Origin of the sequence: Streptomyces sp. NPDC047085 (genome assembly GCF_040643735.1) — a bacterium.
Classification (GTDB): domain Bacteria; phylum Actinomycetota; class Actinomycetes; order Streptomycetales; family Streptomycetaceae; genus Streptomyces.
Genome location: NZ_JBEYUW010000010.1, coordinates 14,481 through 31,898, shown reverse-complemented (window position 1 = coordinate 31,898; position 17,418 = coordinate 14,481). Strand labels below are relative to the sequence as shown.

Here is a 17,418-nt window from a genome sequence, read left to right as displayed (position 1 = left end):
GTCGTGTGGTGTGGTGGGGCGCGAACCACGCGGTGCCCAGCGGCGCACGCGCCTCCAGGTGGCGACGTCCATGGGTGTCACCGGGTCACCGGTCCTTGGCCAGGGCGACGAGTTCCGCGAACAGGCCACCGGCGTTCGCCAGTTCCTCGTACCTGCCCTGTTCGATGATGCGTCCCTTGTCCATGACCACGATGCGGTCGGCGAGCCGGGCGTTCTCGAGCTGATGGGTGACGACGATCGTCATGCGTTCGGCGGCGATCCGCTTGATCGCCAGGAAGATGCCGTGTTCCCCACGGGCGTCCATCTGCGAGGTCGGCTCGTCCAGGATGAGTAGGGGCGTCCGCCGGTACAACGCTCGTCCGCACACGAGTCGCTGCCACTGTCCTCCGGACAGTTCGGCGCCACCCCACAGCTCCCTGGCGAGGAGGGTGTCGAGCTGCTGGGGCAGCTTCTCGATCACCTCGCGCATACCGATGGCGTCGACGACGTCCCACACCGGTCCGTCGTCGTACGTCTTCGGCTGGCCGAGGGTGATGTTCTCGCGGGCGCGCACCGGCCAGCACGCGAAGCCCTGCGGGACGAGTGCGGTGCGCTTCCACACGGCGTCGGGATCGGCTTGGGCGAGGTCGACGTCGTCCCACAGGACTCGCCCCTTGTCGGCGAGGAGGATGCCGGTGATGAGCTTGGTGAGGGTCGACTTGCCCGAGCCGTTCTCGCCGACGACGGCCAGGATCTCGCCGCGACGCAGTGTGAGCGACACCCCCGCGACGGCGGGTTCCTCCTTGCCGGGGTACTGGTACACGACCTCGTCGAGGCGGATCTCGTCCACGCGGTCAGGGATGGTCGATTCCCCTCGTCTGGGCGCGCGTTCGCCGGCCATGTCGAGGAAGGAGCGCATGTCGGCCAGGTAGAGCGAGGTGTGGAACATCGCGGCACCGTGGATGACGAACTGGGAGAGCGCGCCCAGTGTGGTCTGGACGGCGACCACGGCGGTGGCCGCCACGGGCAGGGCGACCCGGCCGGTCGTGGCCAGCCAGGCGAGGGTGCCCCAGGTGCACAGCAGGAAAATCCCGCCGAGGGCGCTGGTGGCGAGGACGATGCGCAGCATGCGCGGGGCCGCGGTGAGGGTGCGTTGGTCGATCCGGTCGGACAGGGCGCGGTACCAGTAGATCAGGTAGCTCGTCATCCCGTTGGCGCGGACCTCGTCGCCGTAGCGGGAGTAGGTGGCCCACCAGCGCATCATGGAGCGTACGTTGCGGTCGCCGACGTTCAGGTAGTGCGTCTCGTAGTCGACGCGGGCGGAGAGCACGGCGCCGGCGCCGGCCGGGAGCACGGCCAGCAGAAGCAGGGGCAGCATCAAGGGGTGCAGCGCCGTAACGACCCCACTCGCCGCGATCATACGGATCAGGGCGGACATGAACCGCTGAGCGTCCTGCACCATCATCCGGGTCCGGGTGACCCCGACTTCGGCGGCCTCCTGCCGGTCGGCGAATCCGTCCTCGCCGTACGCCGCGGACTCCACGCGGCACACGGCGGCGACGAGGGCGATGTCCGCTTCGGTCATCAGCAGAGGTGTGATGCGCCCGTCGGCGTAGGACGACAGGGCGCTGCTGATCCGGCCGATGCCCGCGGCCGTCGTCACGACGAGCAGTGCGGGCAGTGCGGCGTGCAGGCGTTCGGACACGGTGCCGGTGGCGAGGATGCGGGTCATCGCTTGCGCGGTGAACGCGAGGACGACGGCGGCCGCGACGCCGGTGAGCAACTGGCAGGCGAGGAGCAGTACGACGCCGGTCCTGTCGACGGCCCAGGCCATCCGCGCCGTGTGCCCGAGCACGGAGGGAAGGCGTCGGCACATGGCCCGGAAGCTGGCATCCGCCAGGGGATTCTTCCCGTGCTTCCCCTCGAAGGTGATGGTGGCCGGGAGTGGAGGCGGCGGCGTCTCCGCGTTTGCGGTCGAGGCGTCGGTCACAGTCACCTGCATCCCTCCGTGGGGTCGGTGCCGTACCTGGATGGCTCGGCGGTGCACGGCATAACGACGCGCCACGGGATTCGAACGCACTCGATTCCGGACGCACTTGAGCCCTTGAATCACAAGGAGTCGCACGCGTGGCCGCCGTGATGGGGCCGCCCTCGGGTGGCGCGGATTGGCCGAATCGCCGACCTTTGAAACGCCTGTGGCGTATGGGATTTCGAGGAGGGTCCCGACTGGCTCCGGTCACGATCAACCGCGGTCGGGCCGGTGACCCAGTGAGGTGGTGGACCGGTGTCCTGGTGGCCCAGCGGTCCGGTGCTGAGGTGGCGGCGTCGGCCCCGTTGAGTCAGGTAGCCGATCTGCGGGGCGCGCGCTGCGGGCCATCAAGATCGATCCCGTCGAATAACCGCTGTGCCCAGGCACCCAGGGCCGGGAGACTGCCGGTATGGAATTCCTCTGTTATCACCGCGATCGGCAAGGCTCCCTGGCGCTGCGCATGGAGTTGCTGGAAGCGCACTGGTCCTACATGGACCAGTACCAGAAGGAAATGATCGCCCGCGGCCCGACCCTCGCCGACGACGGCGACACACCGACCGGCAGCGTCCACATCCTCGACCTGCCCGATCCCGCCGCCGCTCGCGCGTTCGCGTTCGACGAGCCGGGCTACCAGGCCGGCGTCTACCGGGACGTGCTGCTGCGCCGGTGGCGCAACCTGCTGGGGCGCACCATGTGGGACTTCCCCGGCGGCCCGACCGTGGGCCGGCGCTACCTGGTCCTCGGCCTCGGCCACGCCCACGGAACGGCCGCCGACCTCACCGTGCCGGCCGACCGGGACGAACTGATCGCCTACGGGCCACTGCTGTCCGACGACGCCACCACCTGGCTGGGCACGGCAGCCCTGGTGAGGGCGCCCGACCCGGACACGGCACGTGCCGTTCTGACCCCGGACCGGTATGCCGAGATCGAGGTCCACCACTGGCAGTTCGGCGGTCGCCCATGAGGACGTGAGCGCGTCGCCATGCCATGAACTGGGACAATGGATATTTTTCCGGGCATGCTCCTCGATTCATCCTTCACGGCTCCCCAGGTCACGGCACCGGCCATCCCCAAGCCGCGCGTGCTGTACGACGCCTGTCCGCTCTGCTCCGCCCCGAGCAACTCCACGCTTCGGACGGAGGACTGCTCCCAACACCCGCTGTACAAGCCGGTGGTCGGGCCGATCATGACGTGGATGCGCTGTGCCGCCTGCGAACATGTCTTCACCGACGGCTACTTCTCCGGTGAGGTCTGCGCGGAGGTCTTCTCCTCGACCAACCCGGGCCAGCTGCCGGGCGCGTCGTTCGAGCAGAACCGCCATGTCTCGGCACGCATCGTGGAGCGCGTGGCGCAGTACGTCGCGGACGGCCGCTGGCTGGATGTCGGCCTCGGTAACGGGCTGGTCGCCGCGCACCGCCTGCTGCGTGAGGACGGCGTGATCTTCGCGTCGATGCCCAGCTACGACTGCGCGGCCTGGCGGCTGCTCGACGCGGGCAACGCCAACCCCTACTGGGGAGAGCTCGAGCACTTCCACAACTTCAGCCGTCAGCGTCTCTAGACCTGCTGGACGAGCACGGCGTCAAGCCCCTGCACTACTCGGTCAGCGAGCGGTACCGCGTATGCATGGAGGTGATCGCCCGCCGCGTCTAGGTGCATCGGCCTGCAGCATTGTTCACGCGGCTGATCGGTCGGTGGCCACCGAGTGCGATCCGACGCCGGCGCCGTTGATGGCTGTAACTCAGTTCGTTCCGCCCGTGGGGCTTGTCCGACGCCGGTTGCCGCGGTCGACGGTGAATACGACGGTACTTCCCGTCTGCAGCGGCGTGGTGAAGATGGCGTAGCCGGCAACCTGACCGAACGCTTCGGGATAGGTCCGGCCGTGCTGGGTCAGTCCGCTCGCACCGAGTCGGCTCAGTCCGGACACCTGCGTGTTCAGGATCTGAGAGCCGATGGTCTCGCCCACGGTGAGGCGGTACTCCGCGTCCAGGATGGGCCTGAAGGTGGTGGCCTGGACCCGGATTTCGCGGTCGGATCCGAGGTACTTTCGGGCAACGACGTGGAATTCGACGTAGTGGAGACCGTGATGTCGGCGCTGCTCGGACAGCGGAAATCGGTATTCGATCGCGGGAGATCCGCGCAGGGCCGTCTGACGCGGTGGCACTTGCCGGAGTTCCTGGCCGTTGATGCGGACGTGATCGACGCGGAAGCAGTTTCGGTCTGTCAGCGCGAGTCCCTCGTCGATCTGCCAGCGGAACACGTATCTGTTGTCGCCGGCCAGTGTGCTGAAGGGTTCGTCAGACAGTGACGAAACACAGACGAAGCGGAGTTCCGTGGGCAGATTTGAGACTTGGTAGGAGACGCGCATGGCCTGAACGGCGTATCCGTCGGTTGCGAGGCCGTCCAGGTGACAGTCCCACCGATAGCGGGCGAGGGCGCCCGCGAAGAGGTTTTCCCTTATGGGTTCGAGGACTTCACGCAGAGCGTGGTCGATGGCCTGATCAACCTGAAGCGTTGTGTCGCGGATCGTGATCTGGCCGAAGATGATGCTGACCACGGCTGCCGAGACAAGTGTGCTGCCGATCACCTCCAAACACTTGACGATCACGTCGTCGTGGGCGCGGTTCACCGAGATGACGAGAGCGATCGTTCCCATGACAAGTATCAGAAGGTTATAGATGCGCACCGTGCGCCGGACTTCCGCGATGACGTTGCGCTGGTCAGTCATCCAAGGACTCCCGTCCGCAAGTCCAGTTACGCCATTTCGCCGAGCAGACGCCACACATCGGCGATGCAGTCACCGATCTGGATGCCCACGGTGGCGGTGTCCTGCTGGTTGTCGGTGAGGAACACGGCGATCACGTCACTGTTGAGTCCATAGAGGATGCCGGCATCATGGGCGAGGCCACGCAGGCTGCCGGTCTTGTGAGCGACGTGCATGTCGTCAGGAAGGCGTAGCGGCAGACGGAAGTTGCGCATGCTGTTGCGCATGGCCTTGATCATGCCGTGCAGTCGAGGCTGAGTAGCCGCATAGCGCAGGATGGCGGCCATGTCGTGGGCTGTCGTGGTGCTGTCTCTGGACGTCGGGCCCAGCTCGACGTCGGTAAATCCCGTACGCATGTATGTCTGTTGTGCGCCTGCTCGTGCGGCCGTGTCCGTCACCGCATCCATGCCGACCAGTTCGGTCAGGAAGGCGCCGACGGGGTTGTCACTCGTGGCCAGCATCAGACCGCACAGTTCTGCCAGCGTGAACTCGTGCTGCGGGTCGAACACCTCAAGCAGCGACGGGTAGGCGGTGCGCTCCAAGTCGGACCGTCTGACTACGCGTGAGGCGTCCGCGCGCTCCAGCACGGTGACGGCCAGGGGTACCTTCATCAGGCTGGCGGCGGGGAACACCTGGTGGGCGTTGCGGTGAACGCAGAGGTCTCTCCCGCGCAGGGATGACAGCACCACGGCTCGTAAAGGGTCACGGCCGATGAACGAGTCGATGCGACCATCAATGTCCATACAGCCAGCCCCCTGGCATGCCCCCCGACGTGACTCATGCAGGTTAACGGCAGGGTTTTGGAGCGTCTACATGTCGTGAGAGTCCGGCCCGGTCCCAGAGGGCCGGCTGCCGTCAATGCCTTGGGCGCACCGCGGTGTGAGGGACGGCTGCCAGACGAATCACGTGAGGGACGACAGCCTTTTTGCCGCCGCATCCACTACGCACACCGTCTGCCCCCTGCCCCCTGCCCCCTGCCCCCTGCCCACACGAGATCGCCCCGCGGGGCGTCCGCCGGATGAAATTCTCACTTGCTCCTGGACCGGGGGCGGACGATCCGTCCGGTCGGGGAGACAGAGCGCCAGGTGGTCGCCCTTCCCTGGTGGGGACGGGCCAGGCGGCGCAGCAGGTGCGGCGAGGGGTCGCAGTCGATGAGCCGTAGGGTCGGGTGGCGGCCGACCGGTCGCGGCAGAGGCCGTGCACCCAGCGGCCGTGTCCCGGGAAGCGGCCGCTGGTGCCGGTCACGAGGTCGATATCCGCCCGCGCGGGCTCCTTGCGGTAGGCCGGCGGCAGGCCGGTGACCAGCACTCGACGATGATGGTCAAGGTGCGTGGGGTCCTCCGTGCCGGGCCTGTTTCGACGATGACGACGTCGTCGAGCCCGCGGTGGGCGTAGTCGTACGGATCCTCTGCGTGCACGTCGGCGCGCCCTTCGGCCGGGTGGCCGGGCCGCGTCGGCCGGTCGGCGGGGTGGTTCCGGTCACCTGATGGATGTTGCAGCGAAGGGCTCTCGCCGACTCTGGAGCACATGGGTCACGACGTGGCTGCGGCCGCTTCATCCGCTGCCGGGGCCGACTGCTCTGTGGGAGGGCGGCTGACCAGTGCTTGTCCGGCACGGGTCGGCCAGTCCTGGGCAGGTTCGTGGCGCATGTCGCTCCCACGCCGTCGTGGGGATGATCCGCTGGCCCGGGTGCCGGCTCGAAGCCGCTCCGCTGCCCTGGTCGCCCTGCCGACCAGGTCGCCGGCCCAGCTGATCAAGCGATCGTCGCGTGGTTTCACTCCTCTCCGGAGTCATGCCGGGTCAAGAAGGAGGTCGGTCTTATGACGATCAACCTGACGTTTCTGTGCGCTCCCGGTGGTGACCCCACCCTGGACCCGCTCCTCGGCGACGCCCCCCTGAGCCGGCGCAGCCTGAATATGGTGGGTGCCGCGGGCGCAGCCCTCGCTCCCCGCGGGTCGGCCGTACGGGCGCCGTCGCTCCGCTGCTCGCAGACCGCCGACGCCCTGGGCCTGGTAGCTGTGTCCGAGCCTGAGCTGCGCGATCTCGACCTCGGCACATGGCGCGGTCGTACCGTCGACGACGTCGCCGTAACCGACCCCGACGGCTTCACCGCCTGGCTCACCGACCCGGATGCCGCGCCACACGACGGTGAGTCCGTACGCCGGCTCTGCCACCGGACGGCGGACTGGCTGAGCAGCATGGCGCCCGGAACGAGCCACACCGTGGCCATCACCGAAGCAGCCGTGATCCGGGCCGCGCTCATACATGCGCTGGCCGTGCCGGCACGAGCCTTCTGGCATCTCGCCGTGCCACCGCTGTCCGCGGTCTCCCTCACCTGGCGAGACGGCTGCTGGGACGTCCGGCTCGGCTACCTCAGTCCCCAGGGAGCACCGGCATTGGTTCCTCTCCTGCGTTCAGGGACGCCTGCACGCGCGCAGAGTGCCCAGTCCGCGTCAGCTCATCCGAGCGGCGGGAAGCGATCAAGTTTCTCTCGGGAAACGATCTTCGCCAGCTCGAGGTAGGCCGGCCCTGAGGCCCTGACCCGCAGGTCCCGTCCTTTCTTCGCACATGAGTGAGCAGGCCCCCGGACCGGTAGTCCGGGGGCCTGCTAGCGGTCCGGGGGCTGCCGAGAATCGGCCCAGGACGGCCGCGTACGCGACCTGACCGCGTGCGCTTGCGTTCGGACGGCGACCTAGCCCTTCGAGTCCGGCTTCCATTCCTGGGCGAGGAGTCCGAGCAGTACCTCGTCCAGGAACTCGCCCATCACCCAGGCCGAGGAGCGCAGCACGCCCTCGCGGACGAAGCCGTTGCGCTCGGCGGCGCGCAGCATCGCGTCATTGTCCGCCAGCGTCTCGATCTGCAGTCGCTGCAGGCCGCGCACGACGAAACCGTAGTGGCACAGCACCGCGACCACGTCGGTGCCGTAGCCCTTGCCGCGGGAGGACGGCAGCAGCCCCAGCCCGATGTGCGCGCAACGGTTGTGGTTGTCGATGCCCCACAGCGCCGCGGTGCCGACCAGCGTGCCGCCCTCCAGTTCCACCACGGAGAACGAGACGCGCCCCTGTTCGCTGTCGTCCACGACGAGCCGCGGATCCTTCGAGCCGGGCGAGATCGGCCGCCACGGCCCGCCTTCGGCCCGCGAGGAGTTGACCACGTCGTCATAGAGCTCGGCCCGCAGGATCGGGATGTCGTCCTCGTGCCGGGCCCTGAGCCCAACTTTGCTGCCCTTTAGCATGCAAGCTTCCTATCCGACCGGGTCGTTCGGCGGCAAACCAATATGCCGTCGCCTCAGTTGGTGCGGCCGTGGCGCACCGCGACCCGTCGTCGCCCGCTGCTTTCCGCCGCCTGCGCCCGCTGGATGCCGCTGGGAGCCGCTGGGGGTTCGGCGCCCCGTGCCAAAGCCTCTGGGGTTTCCCGATCTGCTGCGGCTGATCGACGATCGATCGGGCGCCGCGCCTGGGCCGCCACCATCGCCGCGGGGCCTGACGCCACGGCCAAGGCCGCACCGCAGGGCGAGCCGGCAGCACCTCGGGAGCGCGAGGCCCTGCTGGCCTGGTTGGCCGCGTCGACGCAGCGGCTCCTGGACGCGCTGTGGGAGGCCGGCCCGGATCGCGGTTGCTGGGCGTGGTGGAGTAAGTCGTAGTCGCCGCGGACCTGCGGCGCCGTCGCCCGGCGCCAGCTCCACGAGATCGCGGTGCACACCTACGACGCCCAGCTCGCTCCGGGCGCCCCGCAGCCGCTGCCGGACGAGGTGGCGCTCGACGGCGTCGAGGAGTTCCCGTCCACCTTCTGCACGACGACGGAGGCCTGGCCGCACGAGCCCGCTGCCGTCGATTACCACGCCACCGAGGGCCGCTCCTGGCGCCACTGGCTCTCCGACGAGCGCACGGTTCGCCCGCCTGCCCATACCCGGCACCGTGCCCGCCCCCGCACCCGCCGCCGATGAGGACCCGGACGCCGCTGACGCCTCCGCCCGAGGCACGGCCAACGAGCTGGTCCTCCCTTCGTCGGCCGTATTCCGTTGGACTCCCTGAAGCTCGACGGCAACCGACGTCTCTTCGACCAGCTCGTGGCCTGGGATCCGGAGCGGTAGGACGCGACGACGTGCCACGTCGTGCCCGCGACGGCATGCCTGGTGAGCACGTCCCGCCTCCTCACTTCGAGGGGACCGCTGGGGACCGCTCCCGCCACCGGGCGGCGCAAGCGGTCAGCGACGCCGGCGGGAGTTGAGGCGGGCGGCCTGGCGTGTCAGGTGGTCGCGTTCGGCGAGGTTGGATGCCTTCTGGGCCGCCTCGGAGTAGAGGCGTGCCGCTGTGGCCAGATCGCCGTCGCGTTCGTGGAGGTAGGCTGCCACCGCGGCGTGGCGGGGCAGCGAGTCGTCCAGTTCCGCCAGTGCCGCCAGGCCGGCGCGCGGGCCGTCGGCCTCGCCGACGGCGACTGCGCGGTTGAGCCGGACGACCGGGCTGTCGGTCAGGCGCACGAGCTCGTCGTACCACTCGACGATCTGTACCCAGTCGGTCTCGTCGGCGGTGGGAGCGTCGGCGTGGAGTGCCGCGATGGCGGCCTGGGCCTGGAATTCGCCCAGCCGGTCGCGGGCGAGGGCCGCCTGAAGGATGGCGACACCCTCGGCGATCAGGCGCGTGTCCCACCGGGCGCGGTCCTGCTCGGCGAGCGGTACGAGGCTGCCGTCGGGCGCGGTCCGGGCGGCGCGCCGGGCGTGGTGGAGCAGCATGAGGGCGAGCAGCCCCGCCACCTCGGGGTGGTCGAGCGCGGCCGCGAGCTGCCGGGTGAGCCGGATGGCCTCGGCGGCGAGGTCGACGTCGCCGGAGTAGCCCTCGTTGAAGACCAGGTAGAGGACGCGCAGCACGGTGGCGACGTCGCCGGGCTGGTCGAAGCGGACGCCGGAGACGGTGCGCTTGGCACGGCTGATGCGCTGCGCCATGGTCGCCTCGGGCACCAGGTAGGCCTCGGCGATCTGGCGGGTGGTGAGACCGCCCACGGCGCGCAGCGTGAGCGCGACCGCGGACGACGGTGTCAGCGAGGGGTGGGCGCACAGGAAATAGAGCTGGAGCGTGTCGTCCGCTGCGGGCGCGGGCCCGGGCGCCGGCTCCTGGTCGACGACGTCCTCTCGCCGGCGCCGGGCCGCGTCCGACCGGGTGGCGTCGAGGAAGCGGCGCCAGGCCACGGTGACCAGCCAGCCCTTCGGGTCCCGCGGCGGGTCGGCCGGCCAGACGCGGACCGCCTCGACCAGCGCGTCCTGCACCGCGTCCTCGGCCGCCGCGAAGTCGGCTCCGCGGCGGACGAGGACGGCGAGCACGCTCGGCGTGAGGCTCCTCAGCAGGGCCTCGTTCATCAATGGCATTCGGTGACGGTGGGCGACGCGGTCAGGAACGGGCGCAGCTCGAGCCACTCGTGGATCGGCTTGCCGCCCGCGCCAGGGGCGGCCGACAGTTCCCCGGCCAGCTCGACGGCGCGCTCGTGGCTGTCGACGTCGATCACCATCCAGCCGGCGATGAGGTCCTTCGTCTCGGCGAACGGTCCGTCGGTGACCGGCGGGCGCCCCTCGCCGTCGTACCGGACCCACGTCCCCTCTGGCGCGAGCGCCTGGCCGTCGACGAACTCGCCGGTCTTCTCCAGCCGGGCCGCGAAGTCGTGCATGTACTGCATGTGCGCCGAGATCTCCTCCGGCGTCCACTGGTCCATCGGCACGTCGTTCACCGCAGCCGGAGCGCCGCGGTAGTGCTTGAGCAGCAGGTACTTGGCCATCGTGCTTCTCCTCGGTGCTGGTGCGACCCATTGTTGTCGCGTTCACAGCGGGGACGGAGCCGATCACAGGTTCTCGACATCGCCGTCCAAGATTTTTTGGGATCTCGTGGAGGGGCCTGGGTGAGCGCTGGTGCGGCTTTCGTCGGCGGGGCGTCGATGCATTCACACACAACTAGGAGCTTGCGCAAATATAAGGCGTGTGCAACTATCTCTCCGTGTACGGCAGGCCGGCACAGGTTGATCTCCACCTCCCGGTCGCAGGACCGCCTCAGGCACGTACTAGGAGTCTTTCCGTTGAGCTCTCTCTTCGCTCCCTATGCCCTCAGGTCGCTGACCATTCCCAACCGCATCTGGATGGCGGCCATGTGCCAGTACAGTGCCGCCCCGGAAGGGGATGCCGTCGGCGCTCCGACGGACTGGCACTTCACGCACCTCGCGGCCCGTGCCTCCGGCGGCACCGGACTGATCGTCACCGAGGCCACGGCCGTCAGCCCCGAGGGACGCATCTCCCCCTACGACCTCGGCATCTGGAACGACACCCAGGTCGCCGCGTTCCGGCGCATCACCGCGTTCCTGAAGACGCAGGGCACCGTGCCCGCCATCCAGCTGGCCCACGCCGGACGGAAGGCTTCGACCGAGCGCACCTGGGTGGACCGCGGACGCCCGATCGCCCCCGACGAGCCCTACGGCTGGATCCCCGTCGGCCCCAGTGCCGTCGCCTACAGCGAGCAGTCGACGACGCCCAGGGAGCTCACCCGGGATCAGATCGCCGAGATCGTCCAGCAGTTCGCCGACGCCGCCCGGCGCGCGCTCGCCGCCGGCTTCGAAGTCGCCGAGATCCACGGCGCCCACGGCTACCTCATCCACCAGTTCCTCTCCCCCTACAGCAACCACCGCACCGACGAGTACGGCGGTTCCTTCGAGGGCCGGGCGCGCTTCGCCCTGGAGGTCGTCGACGCCGTGCGGGCCGTGTGGCCCGAGGAACTGCCGGTCTTCTTCCGTATCTCCGCGACGGACTGGGTCGACGAGAACCCTGAGGACGACCGGGCGGGCTGGACCGCGGACGACACGGTGCTCTTCGCGAAGGAGCTCCACGCCCGCGGCGTGGACCTGCTGGACGTCTCCACCGGCGGCAACCTGCCCGACGCGAAGATCGAGACCGGCCCGGGTTACCAGGTGCCCTTCGCCGAACGGGTCCGCCGCGAGACGGACCTGCCCGTCGCGGCGGTGGGCCTGATCACCGAGCCGGCCCAGGCACAGGACATCCTCGCCACCGGTCAGGCCGATGCCGTCCTCCTGGGCCGCGAGCTCCTCCGCAACCCGTTCTGGGCACAGCGCGCCGCCCACGAACTCGGCGGCGAAGTCGCCTCTCCGATCCAGTACCACCGTGCCTGACCAGCACCGACGCCGACCCGTCGGCGTCGGCACGACATCCTCTCCCCCGGCGCGACTCACTGTGTGATCAACGGTCCGTCGCGTCGGCGGACTTGAGGTGGTGCCTGCCGGGTCGTAGGGCATGATGGCGACCATGCGGAGCGGGGTGGGTGGGGGGTTCCGGCGACTGTGGCGGTGGAGCGGGCGTGAGCGCGACGAGTCGGCGCTCGCCGAGATCGAGGCCGAGATCACCGCGTTCGGTGAGGCTCTGAACGTCCACCCGTTCAGGCCCGGTCAGCCCGGCGCCACGGACGGGATGCGGGCCGAGCTGGCGCGTGCCCTCGACGCGTACGAGCAGGCGAAGCGGGACTTCGCCGGTGCCCGGATGCGGACGGACGTACTCGATGTCCTGCGCGCACTGGACGAGGGCAGGCACGCACTGGCCTGTCTGGACGCCCTGCTCGCCGGCCGGCCCCTGCCGAAGCGCATGCCGCTGTGCTTTTTCGACGCCCGGCACGGGCGGGCCACCGAGCAGGTCAGCTGGGCGCCTCCCGGGGGCGTCGTACGCAACATCGCCGTGTGCGCGGCGGACGCGGTACGCCTGGCGGAGGGCTCCGGGACGATCATTCCGGGGCCAGAGCCGGTGCCGGACCGGATCACACGTGGACCGAGCCCGGGCACTTCGGGGACGGGCGCCGGGCCTTCGGGGCCGGGCCCGGGCAGCGGAAGCAGCGGAAGCAACGGAGACAGCACAGTCCGCGCTCGGCCGCGCAGGGCCAAGCCTCGCTGGGCCACGCCGGGCACTGTCCCCCAAGCGCAGGTCAGCGGGGAGGGAGGCGGCGACCAACTGGACCAGCTGCACCAGCTGGCGATGCCGCCGTACCACCCTGCCGTGCTCGTCCTCCGGACCAGCGGGCCCGCACAGGTCCACCTGCGCCTCGAAGGGGGCAAGGGGCGCTCCTCACGCCTCTACCGACTGTCCGGTGGCGGCTCCGGCGGCGGCGCCGCTCCGGTCACCGCCCGGATTCCGCTGCCGGTGAAGAACAGGTCGGCCGCCTTCCGGCTGTCGCTGGTCGCCGACGGCCCTGAATCGTGGACGGCAACGACCGCACCGCTGCGGGAAGTCCCCCGATTCCACGACCGGATCAGCGGCGCAGGATCCGATGTCGTGCACTACCGAGGCGAACCCGGCCCCGGCATCCTGCGGTACACGGGCCCCAGTCTGCTCCAGCTCGAGGCTCTCGACGAGGGCCTCGCCTACCGGGTGACGCTGGCCGAGGTCCGCGCCGGGGAGCACACGTTCCAGTGGCCGGGCCGTGGCTACTACCAGGTGCGCTCGGCCGGGGAGTGGAGTCTGTCCGCCATGTGACCGGGGCCGGGGCCGGGGCCGGGGCCGCCGGCTGCGCCGCGGCCCACCCCGTGGCGGGATGCCGCCCGAAGTCGCAGGCGCCGTCCATCCGGACGGCGCCTGTGGGTTCCACCGCCGGTCTCTCAGGTGAGGGGGAACTCGTCGCGGAGCACGCTGTAGAGCACGCCGTCCCGCCAGCGCCCGTCCCGGAATGTGACGCTGCGCAGTACCCCCTCGCGCCGGAAACCGGCCTTCTCGAGCGCGCGCTGTTCCGCGACGTTCTCGCGCTCGGTGTCCGCCTCGATCCTGACCACGGGCGTGTGGGCGAACAGGTAGCGGACGAGCAGCCGTTGGGCCTGGGTACCGATCCCCCGGCCCCGGGCCTGCGGCAGCAACTGGATTCCGATGTTCCAGTGGTACGAGGTGGCCGAGACGGTGATCTTCCGCCACGCCACCACTCCATGACCTTCAGTGCCCGTGGTCACCATGAGCTGTCCGCCGTCATCGGCCAGCAGTCCGTTCTCCGACCAGCGACGCCGGTAGCGCTTCACGTCCGTCCAGCCGTACCACTGAAAAGGCCCACCGGCCTCCGGATTCGTCAGGAACGTTTCCAGTACGGGAAGGTCGCCCTCTCGCACGGGACGCAGTATCACTGTCTCGTCGTCGCTGTTTGCGTTGTTGGCTTCAGTCACCCCGGTCACGCTAGTGCCCGGCGCGGCCGCTCCGGGTCCTAGCGGGCGGGGACCGGGAAGATCATGCAGCTGCTCGTGGCGTGGGCGAGCAGGCGGTCCGTCGCGTCGAACAGCTCGGCCTGGGCGAGGGCGGTGCGGCGGCCCTGGCTGAGGACGGTGCCGACGGCGCGGACCTTGCCGGTGTCGACGGTGATCGGGCGCAGGAACTTCACGTTCAGGTCGAGCGAGGTATACCCCATGCCGGCCGGGAGGACGGATTGCACGGCGCAGCCGGCCGCGGAGTCGAGCAGGGTGGCGTAGACGCCGCCGTGGACGCTGCCGATGGGGTTGTAGTGCTCCTCCCCCGGTTCCATCGCGAAGACCGCGCGGCCCGACTCGACCTCCTCCAGGGCGAATCCGAGGGTCGCGGCGATGGGCGGCGCGGGCATACGGCCGGCCAGCACGTCCCGGAGGAACTCCAGACCGCTCGCCCGTCCGACCGCGGCCGCGGAGACCTTGGGGTCCCCCCACTCGTATGTGCGTGACCTCGGCATTCGACGTTCCCTCCGGATGTGCTGACTACGACATTCGAAGCTAGCTGCCCTCTTCTCTGGCTGTCAATGCCGAAGTCAGCCTACGATGGCCGTATGACCTGGCTGGAGACCAGTACCGAGAACTGCACGGTGCGGCGCACCCTCGACCTCGTCGGCGAGAAGTGGACGCTGCTGGTCCTGCGCGACGCGATGAACGGAGTGCGCCGTTTCGACGACTTCCGCCGCCACATGGGCATGTCCGAGGCGGTGCTGTCGGACCGGCTGCGCAAGCTGGTCGCCGCCGGGATCCTGGACACCGTGCCGTACCAGGAACCGGGCAGCCGTACCCGTAACGAGTACCGGCTCACGCCCAAGGGCTGGGACCTGTGGCCCGCGATGATCGCCCTCAAGCAGTGGGGCGACCGCTACACCGCGGATCCGGAGGGCCCGCCCCTGGAGGTCCGCCACCGCGACTGCGGCGAAGCCGTCGAGGCGGTGGTCGTCTGCTCCGGCGGGCGCGACCCGCTCACTCCCCGGCAGGCCTACACCCGCCCCGGCGCCTCCGCCCGCCCCCGGGACCACGGGGGCGACGAACGCTGACCTCCTCGCCTCGGGCAGGGCGCGTACGTGACGTCGGGCAAGGATCCCGAACACGTCCGCGCCCGCCGGAGGCGCGTAGCGGTTGACGTGGATTCGGTGGTCGTCGTCGTCACCTCACGAAGGCGCTCAGGCCGCCGGTCACGGCGCGTCCGACGATGAGGGTCTGGATCTCCCGCGTGCCCTCATACGAGTAGAGAGCCTCCGCGTCGGCGACGAAGCGGCCGACCTTGTAGTCGAGGATGATGCCGTTGCCGGCCATCAGCTCACGCGCCCATCCGACGTTCTCGCGCATGCGCGCGGTGCAGTAGGCCTTGGCCAGTGCGGACTGTTCGTCCCGGTAGACCCCGGCGTCCTGCAACTGGGCCAGGCGCAGCACCATGCCGCACGACGCCGTGGCGTTGCCGAGCATCTTCACCAGGAGGTCCTGCACGAGCTGGAAGCCCCCGATGGGCCGCCCGAACTGCTCGCGCTCCTTCGCGTAACTCAGGGCGATCTCGTAGGCGCCGAACATCACTCCCACCGCCTGCCAGGCCACCCCGCTGCGCGTCTGGCGCAGGATCTTGGCGGTGTCCTTGAAGGAGTTCGCGTTCTGCAGCCGGTTGGCCTCCGGGACGCGGCAGCCGTCGAGCACGATGTCGGCGTTCTGGACGATGCGCAGCGCCATCTTGTTCTCGATCTTCGTCGCCGTGAACCCGGGGGTGCCCTTCTCCACGACGAAGCCCAGTACCTGCTTCGTGTCCACATCGCGGGCCCAGACGACGACCAGGTCGGCGAACGTCGCGTTGCCGATCCATCGCTTGGCTCCGTCGAGGATCCATTCGTCGCCGTCCCGGCGCGCGGTCGTCCGCAGTCCGCCGGCCACGTCGGAGCCGCCGTGCGGCTCGGTCAGGGCGAAGGCGCCGATCTTCTCGAAGCGGCTCATCGCCGGCAGCCACCGGTGCTTCTGCTCGTCGGAACCGCAGGTGAGGATGGTGCCCATGGCCAGACCCGCGTGCACGCCGAAGAACGTCGCGATGGAGGCGTCGGCATGCCCGAACTCCAGCGCCATGAAGCCCGCGAGAAGGTTGCTGGGCCTGGATTCCGACTCCGGGGACTTCGGGTCGGCCCAGTCCAGCAGACCCAGCCTTCCGAAGCCCTCGACGAGTTGGAAGGGAAACGCTGCCCGGACCCAGTAGTCGTCGACGACCGGAGCGACCTGCGTGCGGAGGAACTCGCGGGCGGATTCGATCCTCTCCCGTTCCCGGTCCGACAGCAGTTCCTCGTAGGCGTAGAAGTCGGCAGGCAGCAGCCCTTCACCGAGGTAGGGACCGGACGGTGTCGGCAAGGTCGTGATGCCGCTCATGGCAATCTCCCTCAAGCGATGCGGCGCGTGGCGCGGAGATCCCCGCCCGTCGGCGCGCCGCGTCGGCGTTCTGGATCTCCGGCGCGATTCAACGCCGATCCGGGGCGGGTTCCCCGCACCCGCGCCGCTCAGAGATGCCGTAGCCGCCGCGGACCACCCCAGTGGCCGTCGCCGCGGGGTGCCGGAGGGGTGAGACAGGCCTGCGAGGACCATGTGCGCCGCCATCGCGGCGGCTGCTCGCGTGACCTTGCCGCACTTCTTGACCTCGCCGAACTTCTTGAAGAGTGCGGGGCAGCGACGGGCGGCTATGTGTGGTTCATCGGTGCCTGGTGATACTTGATCACCGGAAGTACAGGCCCCCGCGTATACGCGGCCCGCCGTCTCTCGGATGCGCGGCATCAGAGCGCTCGTCCGGTGCCGAGCGTTCAGCGAGTGCCCGCAACCTCCCCAGGCCTGCCAGGACTTCGGCACGGTTGTCGGCCCGCTTCATCCACACGGGAAGCCGTGCGAACATCGCCATCGTCGGCGAGGCGTCCCGTTCCCGCAGTACGGCGCCGACGTAGGCCGCCAGCTCATCGATGTGCTGCTCGTTGTACGCCCACAGGATGTGCCCGACGCACCGGGTCTGCAGCCACAGGGGTTGCCGGAAGAACGGATCCTCGGTGCCGCCCAGCGCCACGCCCACACGAGCGGTGCCCCTGACCCGGGCTTCCCATTCGCCGACGGCCCCGCATGCCGCGCACACGAGACGGCGCGGCATGAACATCAGCTGACTGAAATATCTGGGTGCCTCGAGATCTGGCCTGAGCACGACGAGCGCACGGCCCGCGCACCGCGGGCACACCACCAGGATGCGTCCCGCGAACTGCGCCAGCCACCGTCCGTGGTCGATGTGACGCGCCGGACCGCTCGGCTCAGATGTCATGGCCGACACCATGCCACACGCGCGGCATTCGGACGTCACGGTACGGAGCGTGCTCGTCGACGCCGACGCGGTACGACCACCACCAGCCCG

18 protein-coding genes are annotated in these 17,418 nt (G+C 69.7%); 8 read left to right on the top strand and 10 right to left on the bottom strand.

Annotated features, from left to right (window positions below; translation table 11 throughout):
* Positions 1–85: 85 nt before the first annotated feature.
* Entirely contained in the window at positions 86–1,981 is a 1,896-nt protein-coding gene (locus ABZ865_RS28845; RefSeq protein ID WP_361236494.1) for an ATP-binding cassette domain-containing protein, read from the bottom strand.
* A 436-nt stretch (positions 1,982–2,417) separates the two neighbouring features.
* Between ABZ865_RS28845 and ABZ865_RS28840 the strand changes: the two genes are divergently transcribed.
* Both ABZ865_RS28840 and ABZ865_RS28835 read left to right on the top strand, forming a co-directional pair.
* On the top strand, positions 2,418–2,972 hold the full coding sequence (locus tag ABZ865_RS28840) for a YciI family protein (RefSeq protein WP_361236491.1): 555 nt from the start codon (positions 2,418–2,420) through the stop codon (positions 2,970–2,972).
* 54 nt (positions 2,973–3,026) lie between these two features.
* The gene (locus ABZ865_RS28835; protein ID WP_361236488.1) at positions 3,027–3,566 is read left to right on the top strand and encodes a hypothetical protein; all 540 of its coding nucleotides are present in this window, start codon (positions 3,027–3,029) and stop codon (positions 3,564–3,566) included.
* 180 nt (positions 3,567–3,746) lie between these two features.
* Here ABZ865_RS28835 and ABZ865_RS28830 read toward each other — a convergent pair whose 3' ends face one another.
* Together ABZ865_RS28830 and ABZ865_RS28825 are read right to left on the bottom strand one after the other, a co-directional pair.
* Positions 3,747–4,733 carry a hypothetical protein gene (locus tag ABZ865_RS28830; protein ID WP_361236486.1) on the bottom strand — a complete coding sequence of 329 codons (987 nt, stop codon included), beginning with the start codon at positions 4,731–4,733 and terminating at the stop codon, positions 3,747–3,749.
* A 26-nt stretch (positions 4,734–4,759) separates the two neighbouring features.
* Positions 4,760–5,512 (bottom strand): serine hydrolase, encoded by a 753-nt coding sequence (locus ABZ865_RS28825; RefSeq protein WP_361236483.1) that lies wholly within the window; start codon positions 5,510–5,512, stop codon positions 4,760–4,762.
* A 1,077-nt stretch (positions 5,513–6,589) separates the two neighbouring features.
* Here ABZ865_RS28825 and ABZ865_RS28820 point away from each other — a divergent pair.
* Entirely contained in the window at positions 6,590–7,291 is a 702-nt protein-coding gene (locus tag ABZ865_RS28820; protein WP_361236480.1) for a histidine phosphatase family protein, read from the top strand.
* Positions 7,292–7,461: 170 nt separating this feature from the next.
* Here ABZ865_RS28820 and ABZ865_RS28815 read toward each other — a convergent pair whose 3' ends face one another.
* A complete protein-coding gene (locus tag ABZ865_RS28815) occupies positions 7,462–8,004 on the bottom strand; it encodes a GNAT family protein (protein ID WP_361236477.1) in 543 nt (180 codons plus the stop codon).
* Positions 8,005–8,046: 42 nt separating this feature from the next.
* Between ABZ865_RS28815 and ABZ865_RS28810 the strand changes: the two genes are divergently transcribed.
* Together ABZ865_RS28810 and ABZ865_RS28805 are read left to right on the top strand one after the other, a co-directional pair.
* Positions 8,047–8,412 (top strand): maleylpyruvate isomerase N-terminal domain-containing protein, encoded by a 366-nt coding sequence (locus ABZ865_RS28810; protein WP_361236474.1) that lies wholly within the window; start codon positions 8,047–8,049, stop codon positions 8,410–8,412.
* 51 nt (positions 8,413–8,463) lie between these two features.
* Positions 8,464–8,715, top strand: coding sequence for a hypothetical protein (locus tag ABZ865_RS28805; RefSeq protein ID WP_361236471.1), 252 nt, complete (start codon positions 8,464–8,466; stop codon positions 8,713–8,715).
* Positions 8,716–8,976: 261 nt separating this feature from the next.
* Here the strand turns inward: ABZ865_RS28805 and ABZ865_RS28800 are convergent, their stop codons facing one another.
* A complete protein-coding gene (locus ABZ865_RS28800; protein WP_361237279.1) occupies positions 8,977–10,122 on the bottom strand; it encodes a DUF6596 domain-containing protein in 1,146 nt (381 codons plus the stop codon).
* Entirely contained in the window at positions 10,122–10,535 is a 414-nt protein-coding gene (locus ABZ865_RS28795) for a YciI family protein (protein ID WP_361236468.1), read from the bottom strand. The genes ABZ865_RS28800 and ABZ865_RS28795 overlap by 1 nt, the downstream gene beginning before the upstream one ends.
* A 294-nt stretch (positions 10,536–10,829) precedes the next feature.
* Between ABZ865_RS28795 and ABZ865_RS28790 the strand changes: the two genes are divergently transcribed.
* Both ABZ865_RS28790 and ABZ865_RS28785 read left to right on the top strand, forming a co-directional pair.
* Entirely contained in the window at positions 10,830–11,930 is a 1,101-nt protein-coding gene (locus ABZ865_RS28790; protein ID WP_361236465.1) for an NADH:flavin oxidoreductase/NADH oxidase, read from the top strand.
* Positions 11,931–12,063: 133 nt separating this feature from the next.
* A complete protein-coding gene (locus ABZ865_RS28785; protein WP_361236462.1) occupies positions 12,064–13,278 on the top strand; it encodes a hypothetical protein in 1,215 nt (404 codons plus the stop codon).
* Positions 13,279–13,400: 122 nt separating this feature from the next.
* Here the strand turns inward: ABZ865_RS28785 and ABZ865_RS28780 are convergent, their stop codons facing one another.
* Together ABZ865_RS28780 and ABZ865_RS28775 are read right to left on the bottom strand one after the other, a co-directional pair.
* Positions 13,401–13,949, bottom strand: a complete 549-nt coding sequence (locus tag ABZ865_RS28780; RefSeq protein WP_361236459.1) for a GNAT family protein — start codon at positions 13,947–13,949, stop codon at positions 13,401–13,403.
* Positions 13,950–13,987: 38 nt separating this feature from the next.
* The gene (locus ABZ865_RS28775; RefSeq protein ID WP_361236456.1) at positions 13,988–14,482 is read right to left on the bottom strand and encodes a PaaI family thioesterase; all 495 of its coding nucleotides are present in this window, start codon (positions 14,480–14,482) and stop codon (positions 13,988–13,990) included.
* Between the two features lie 93 nt (positions 14,483–14,575).
* On the opposite strand from ABZ865_RS28775, the gene ABZ865_RS28770 reads away from it, so the two are divergent.
* On the top strand, positions 14,576–15,061 hold the full coding sequence (locus ABZ865_RS28770) for a helix-turn-helix domain-containing protein (protein WP_361236454.1): 486 nt from the start codon (positions 14,576–14,578) through the stop codon (positions 15,059–15,061).
* A gap of 109 nt (positions 15,062–15,170) precedes the next feature.
* Here the strand turns inward: ABZ865_RS28770 and ABZ865_RS28765 are convergent, their stop codons facing one another.
* Positions 15,171–16,403: an acyl-CoA dehydrogenase family protein gene (locus ABZ865_RS28765; RefSeq protein WP_361236451.1), complete on the bottom strand. Its 1,233-nt coding sequence runs from the start codon at positions 16,401–16,403 to the stop codon at positions 15,171–15,173.
* A gap of 340 nt (positions 16,404–16,743) precedes the next feature.
* Positions 16,744–17,328 (bottom strand): hypothetical protein, encoded by a 585-nt coding sequence (locus ABZ865_RS28760; protein ID WP_361236448.1) that lies wholly within the window; start codon positions 17,326–17,328, stop codon positions 16,744–16,746.
* Between the last annotated feature and the right edge of the window lie 90 nt (positions 17,329–17,418).

What these genes read in the sequence shown, in the direction of transcription:
- ABZ865_RS28845 (WP_361236494.1), bottom strand. Translation starts at nt 1,981, where the DNA reads ATGCAGGTGACTGTGACCGACGCCTCGACCGCAAACGCGGAGACGCCG.
- ABZ865_RS28775 (WP_361236456.1), bottom strand. Translation starts at nt 14,482, where the DNA reads ATGCCGAGGTCACGCACATACGAGTGGGGGGACCCCAAGGTCTCCGCG.
- ABZ865_RS28765 (WP_361236451.1), bottom strand. Translation starts at nt 16,403, where the DNA reads ATGAGCGGCATCACGACCTTGCCGACACCGTCCGGTCCCTACCTCGGT.
- ABZ865_RS28770 (WP_361236454.1), top strand. Translation starts at nt 14,576, where the DNA reads ATGACCTGGCTGGAGACCAGTACCGAGAACTGCACGGTGCGGCGCACC.
- ABZ865_RS28810 (WP_361236474.1), top strand. Translation starts at nt 8,047, where the DNA reads ATGCCGTCGCCTCAGTTGGTGCGGCCGTGGCGCACCGCGACCCGTCGT.
- ABZ865_RS28835 (WP_361236488.1), top strand. Translation starts at nt 3,027, where the DNA reads ATGCTCCTCGATTCATCCTTCACGGCTCCCCAGGTCACGGCACCGGCC.
- ABZ865_RS28825 (WP_361236483.1), bottom strand. Translation starts at nt 5,512, where the DNA reads ATGGACATTGATGGTCGCATCGACTCGTTCATCGGCCGTGACCCTTTA.
- ABZ865_RS28800 (WP_361237279.1), bottom strand. Translation starts at nt 10,122, where the DNA reads ATGAACGAGGCCCTGCTGAGGAGCCTCACGCCGAGCGTGCTCGCCGTC.
- ABZ865_RS28820 (WP_361236480.1), top strand. Translation starts at nt 6,590, where the DNA reads ATGACGATCAACCTGACGTTTCTGTGCGCTCCCGGTGGTGACCCCACC.
- ABZ865_RS28830 (WP_361236486.1), bottom strand. Translation starts at nt 4,733, where the DNA reads ATGACTGACCAGCGCAACGTCATCGCGGAAGTCCGGCGCACGGTGCGC.
- ABZ865_RS28795 (WP_361236468.1), bottom strand. Translation starts at nt 10,535, where the DNA reads ATGGCCAAGTACCTGCTGCTCAAGCACTACCGCGGCGCTCCGGCTGCG.
- ABZ865_RS28760 (WP_361236448.1), bottom strand. Translation starts at nt 17,328, where the DNA reads ATGACATCTGAGCCGAGCGGTCCGGCGCGTCACATCGACCACGGACGG.
- ABZ865_RS28785 (WP_361236462.1), top strand. Translation starts at nt 12,064, where the DNA reads ATGCGGAGCGGGGTGGGTGGGGGGTTCCGGCGACTGTGGCGGTGGAGC.
- ABZ865_RS28815 (WP_361236477.1), bottom strand. Translation starts at nt 8,004, where the DNA reads ATGCTAAAGGGCAGCAAAGTTGGGCTCAGGGCCCGGCACGAGGACGAC.
- ABZ865_RS28840 (WP_361236491.1), top strand. Translation starts at nt 2,418, where the DNA reads ATGGAATTCCTCTGTTATCACCGCGATCGGCAAGGCTCCCTGGCGCTG.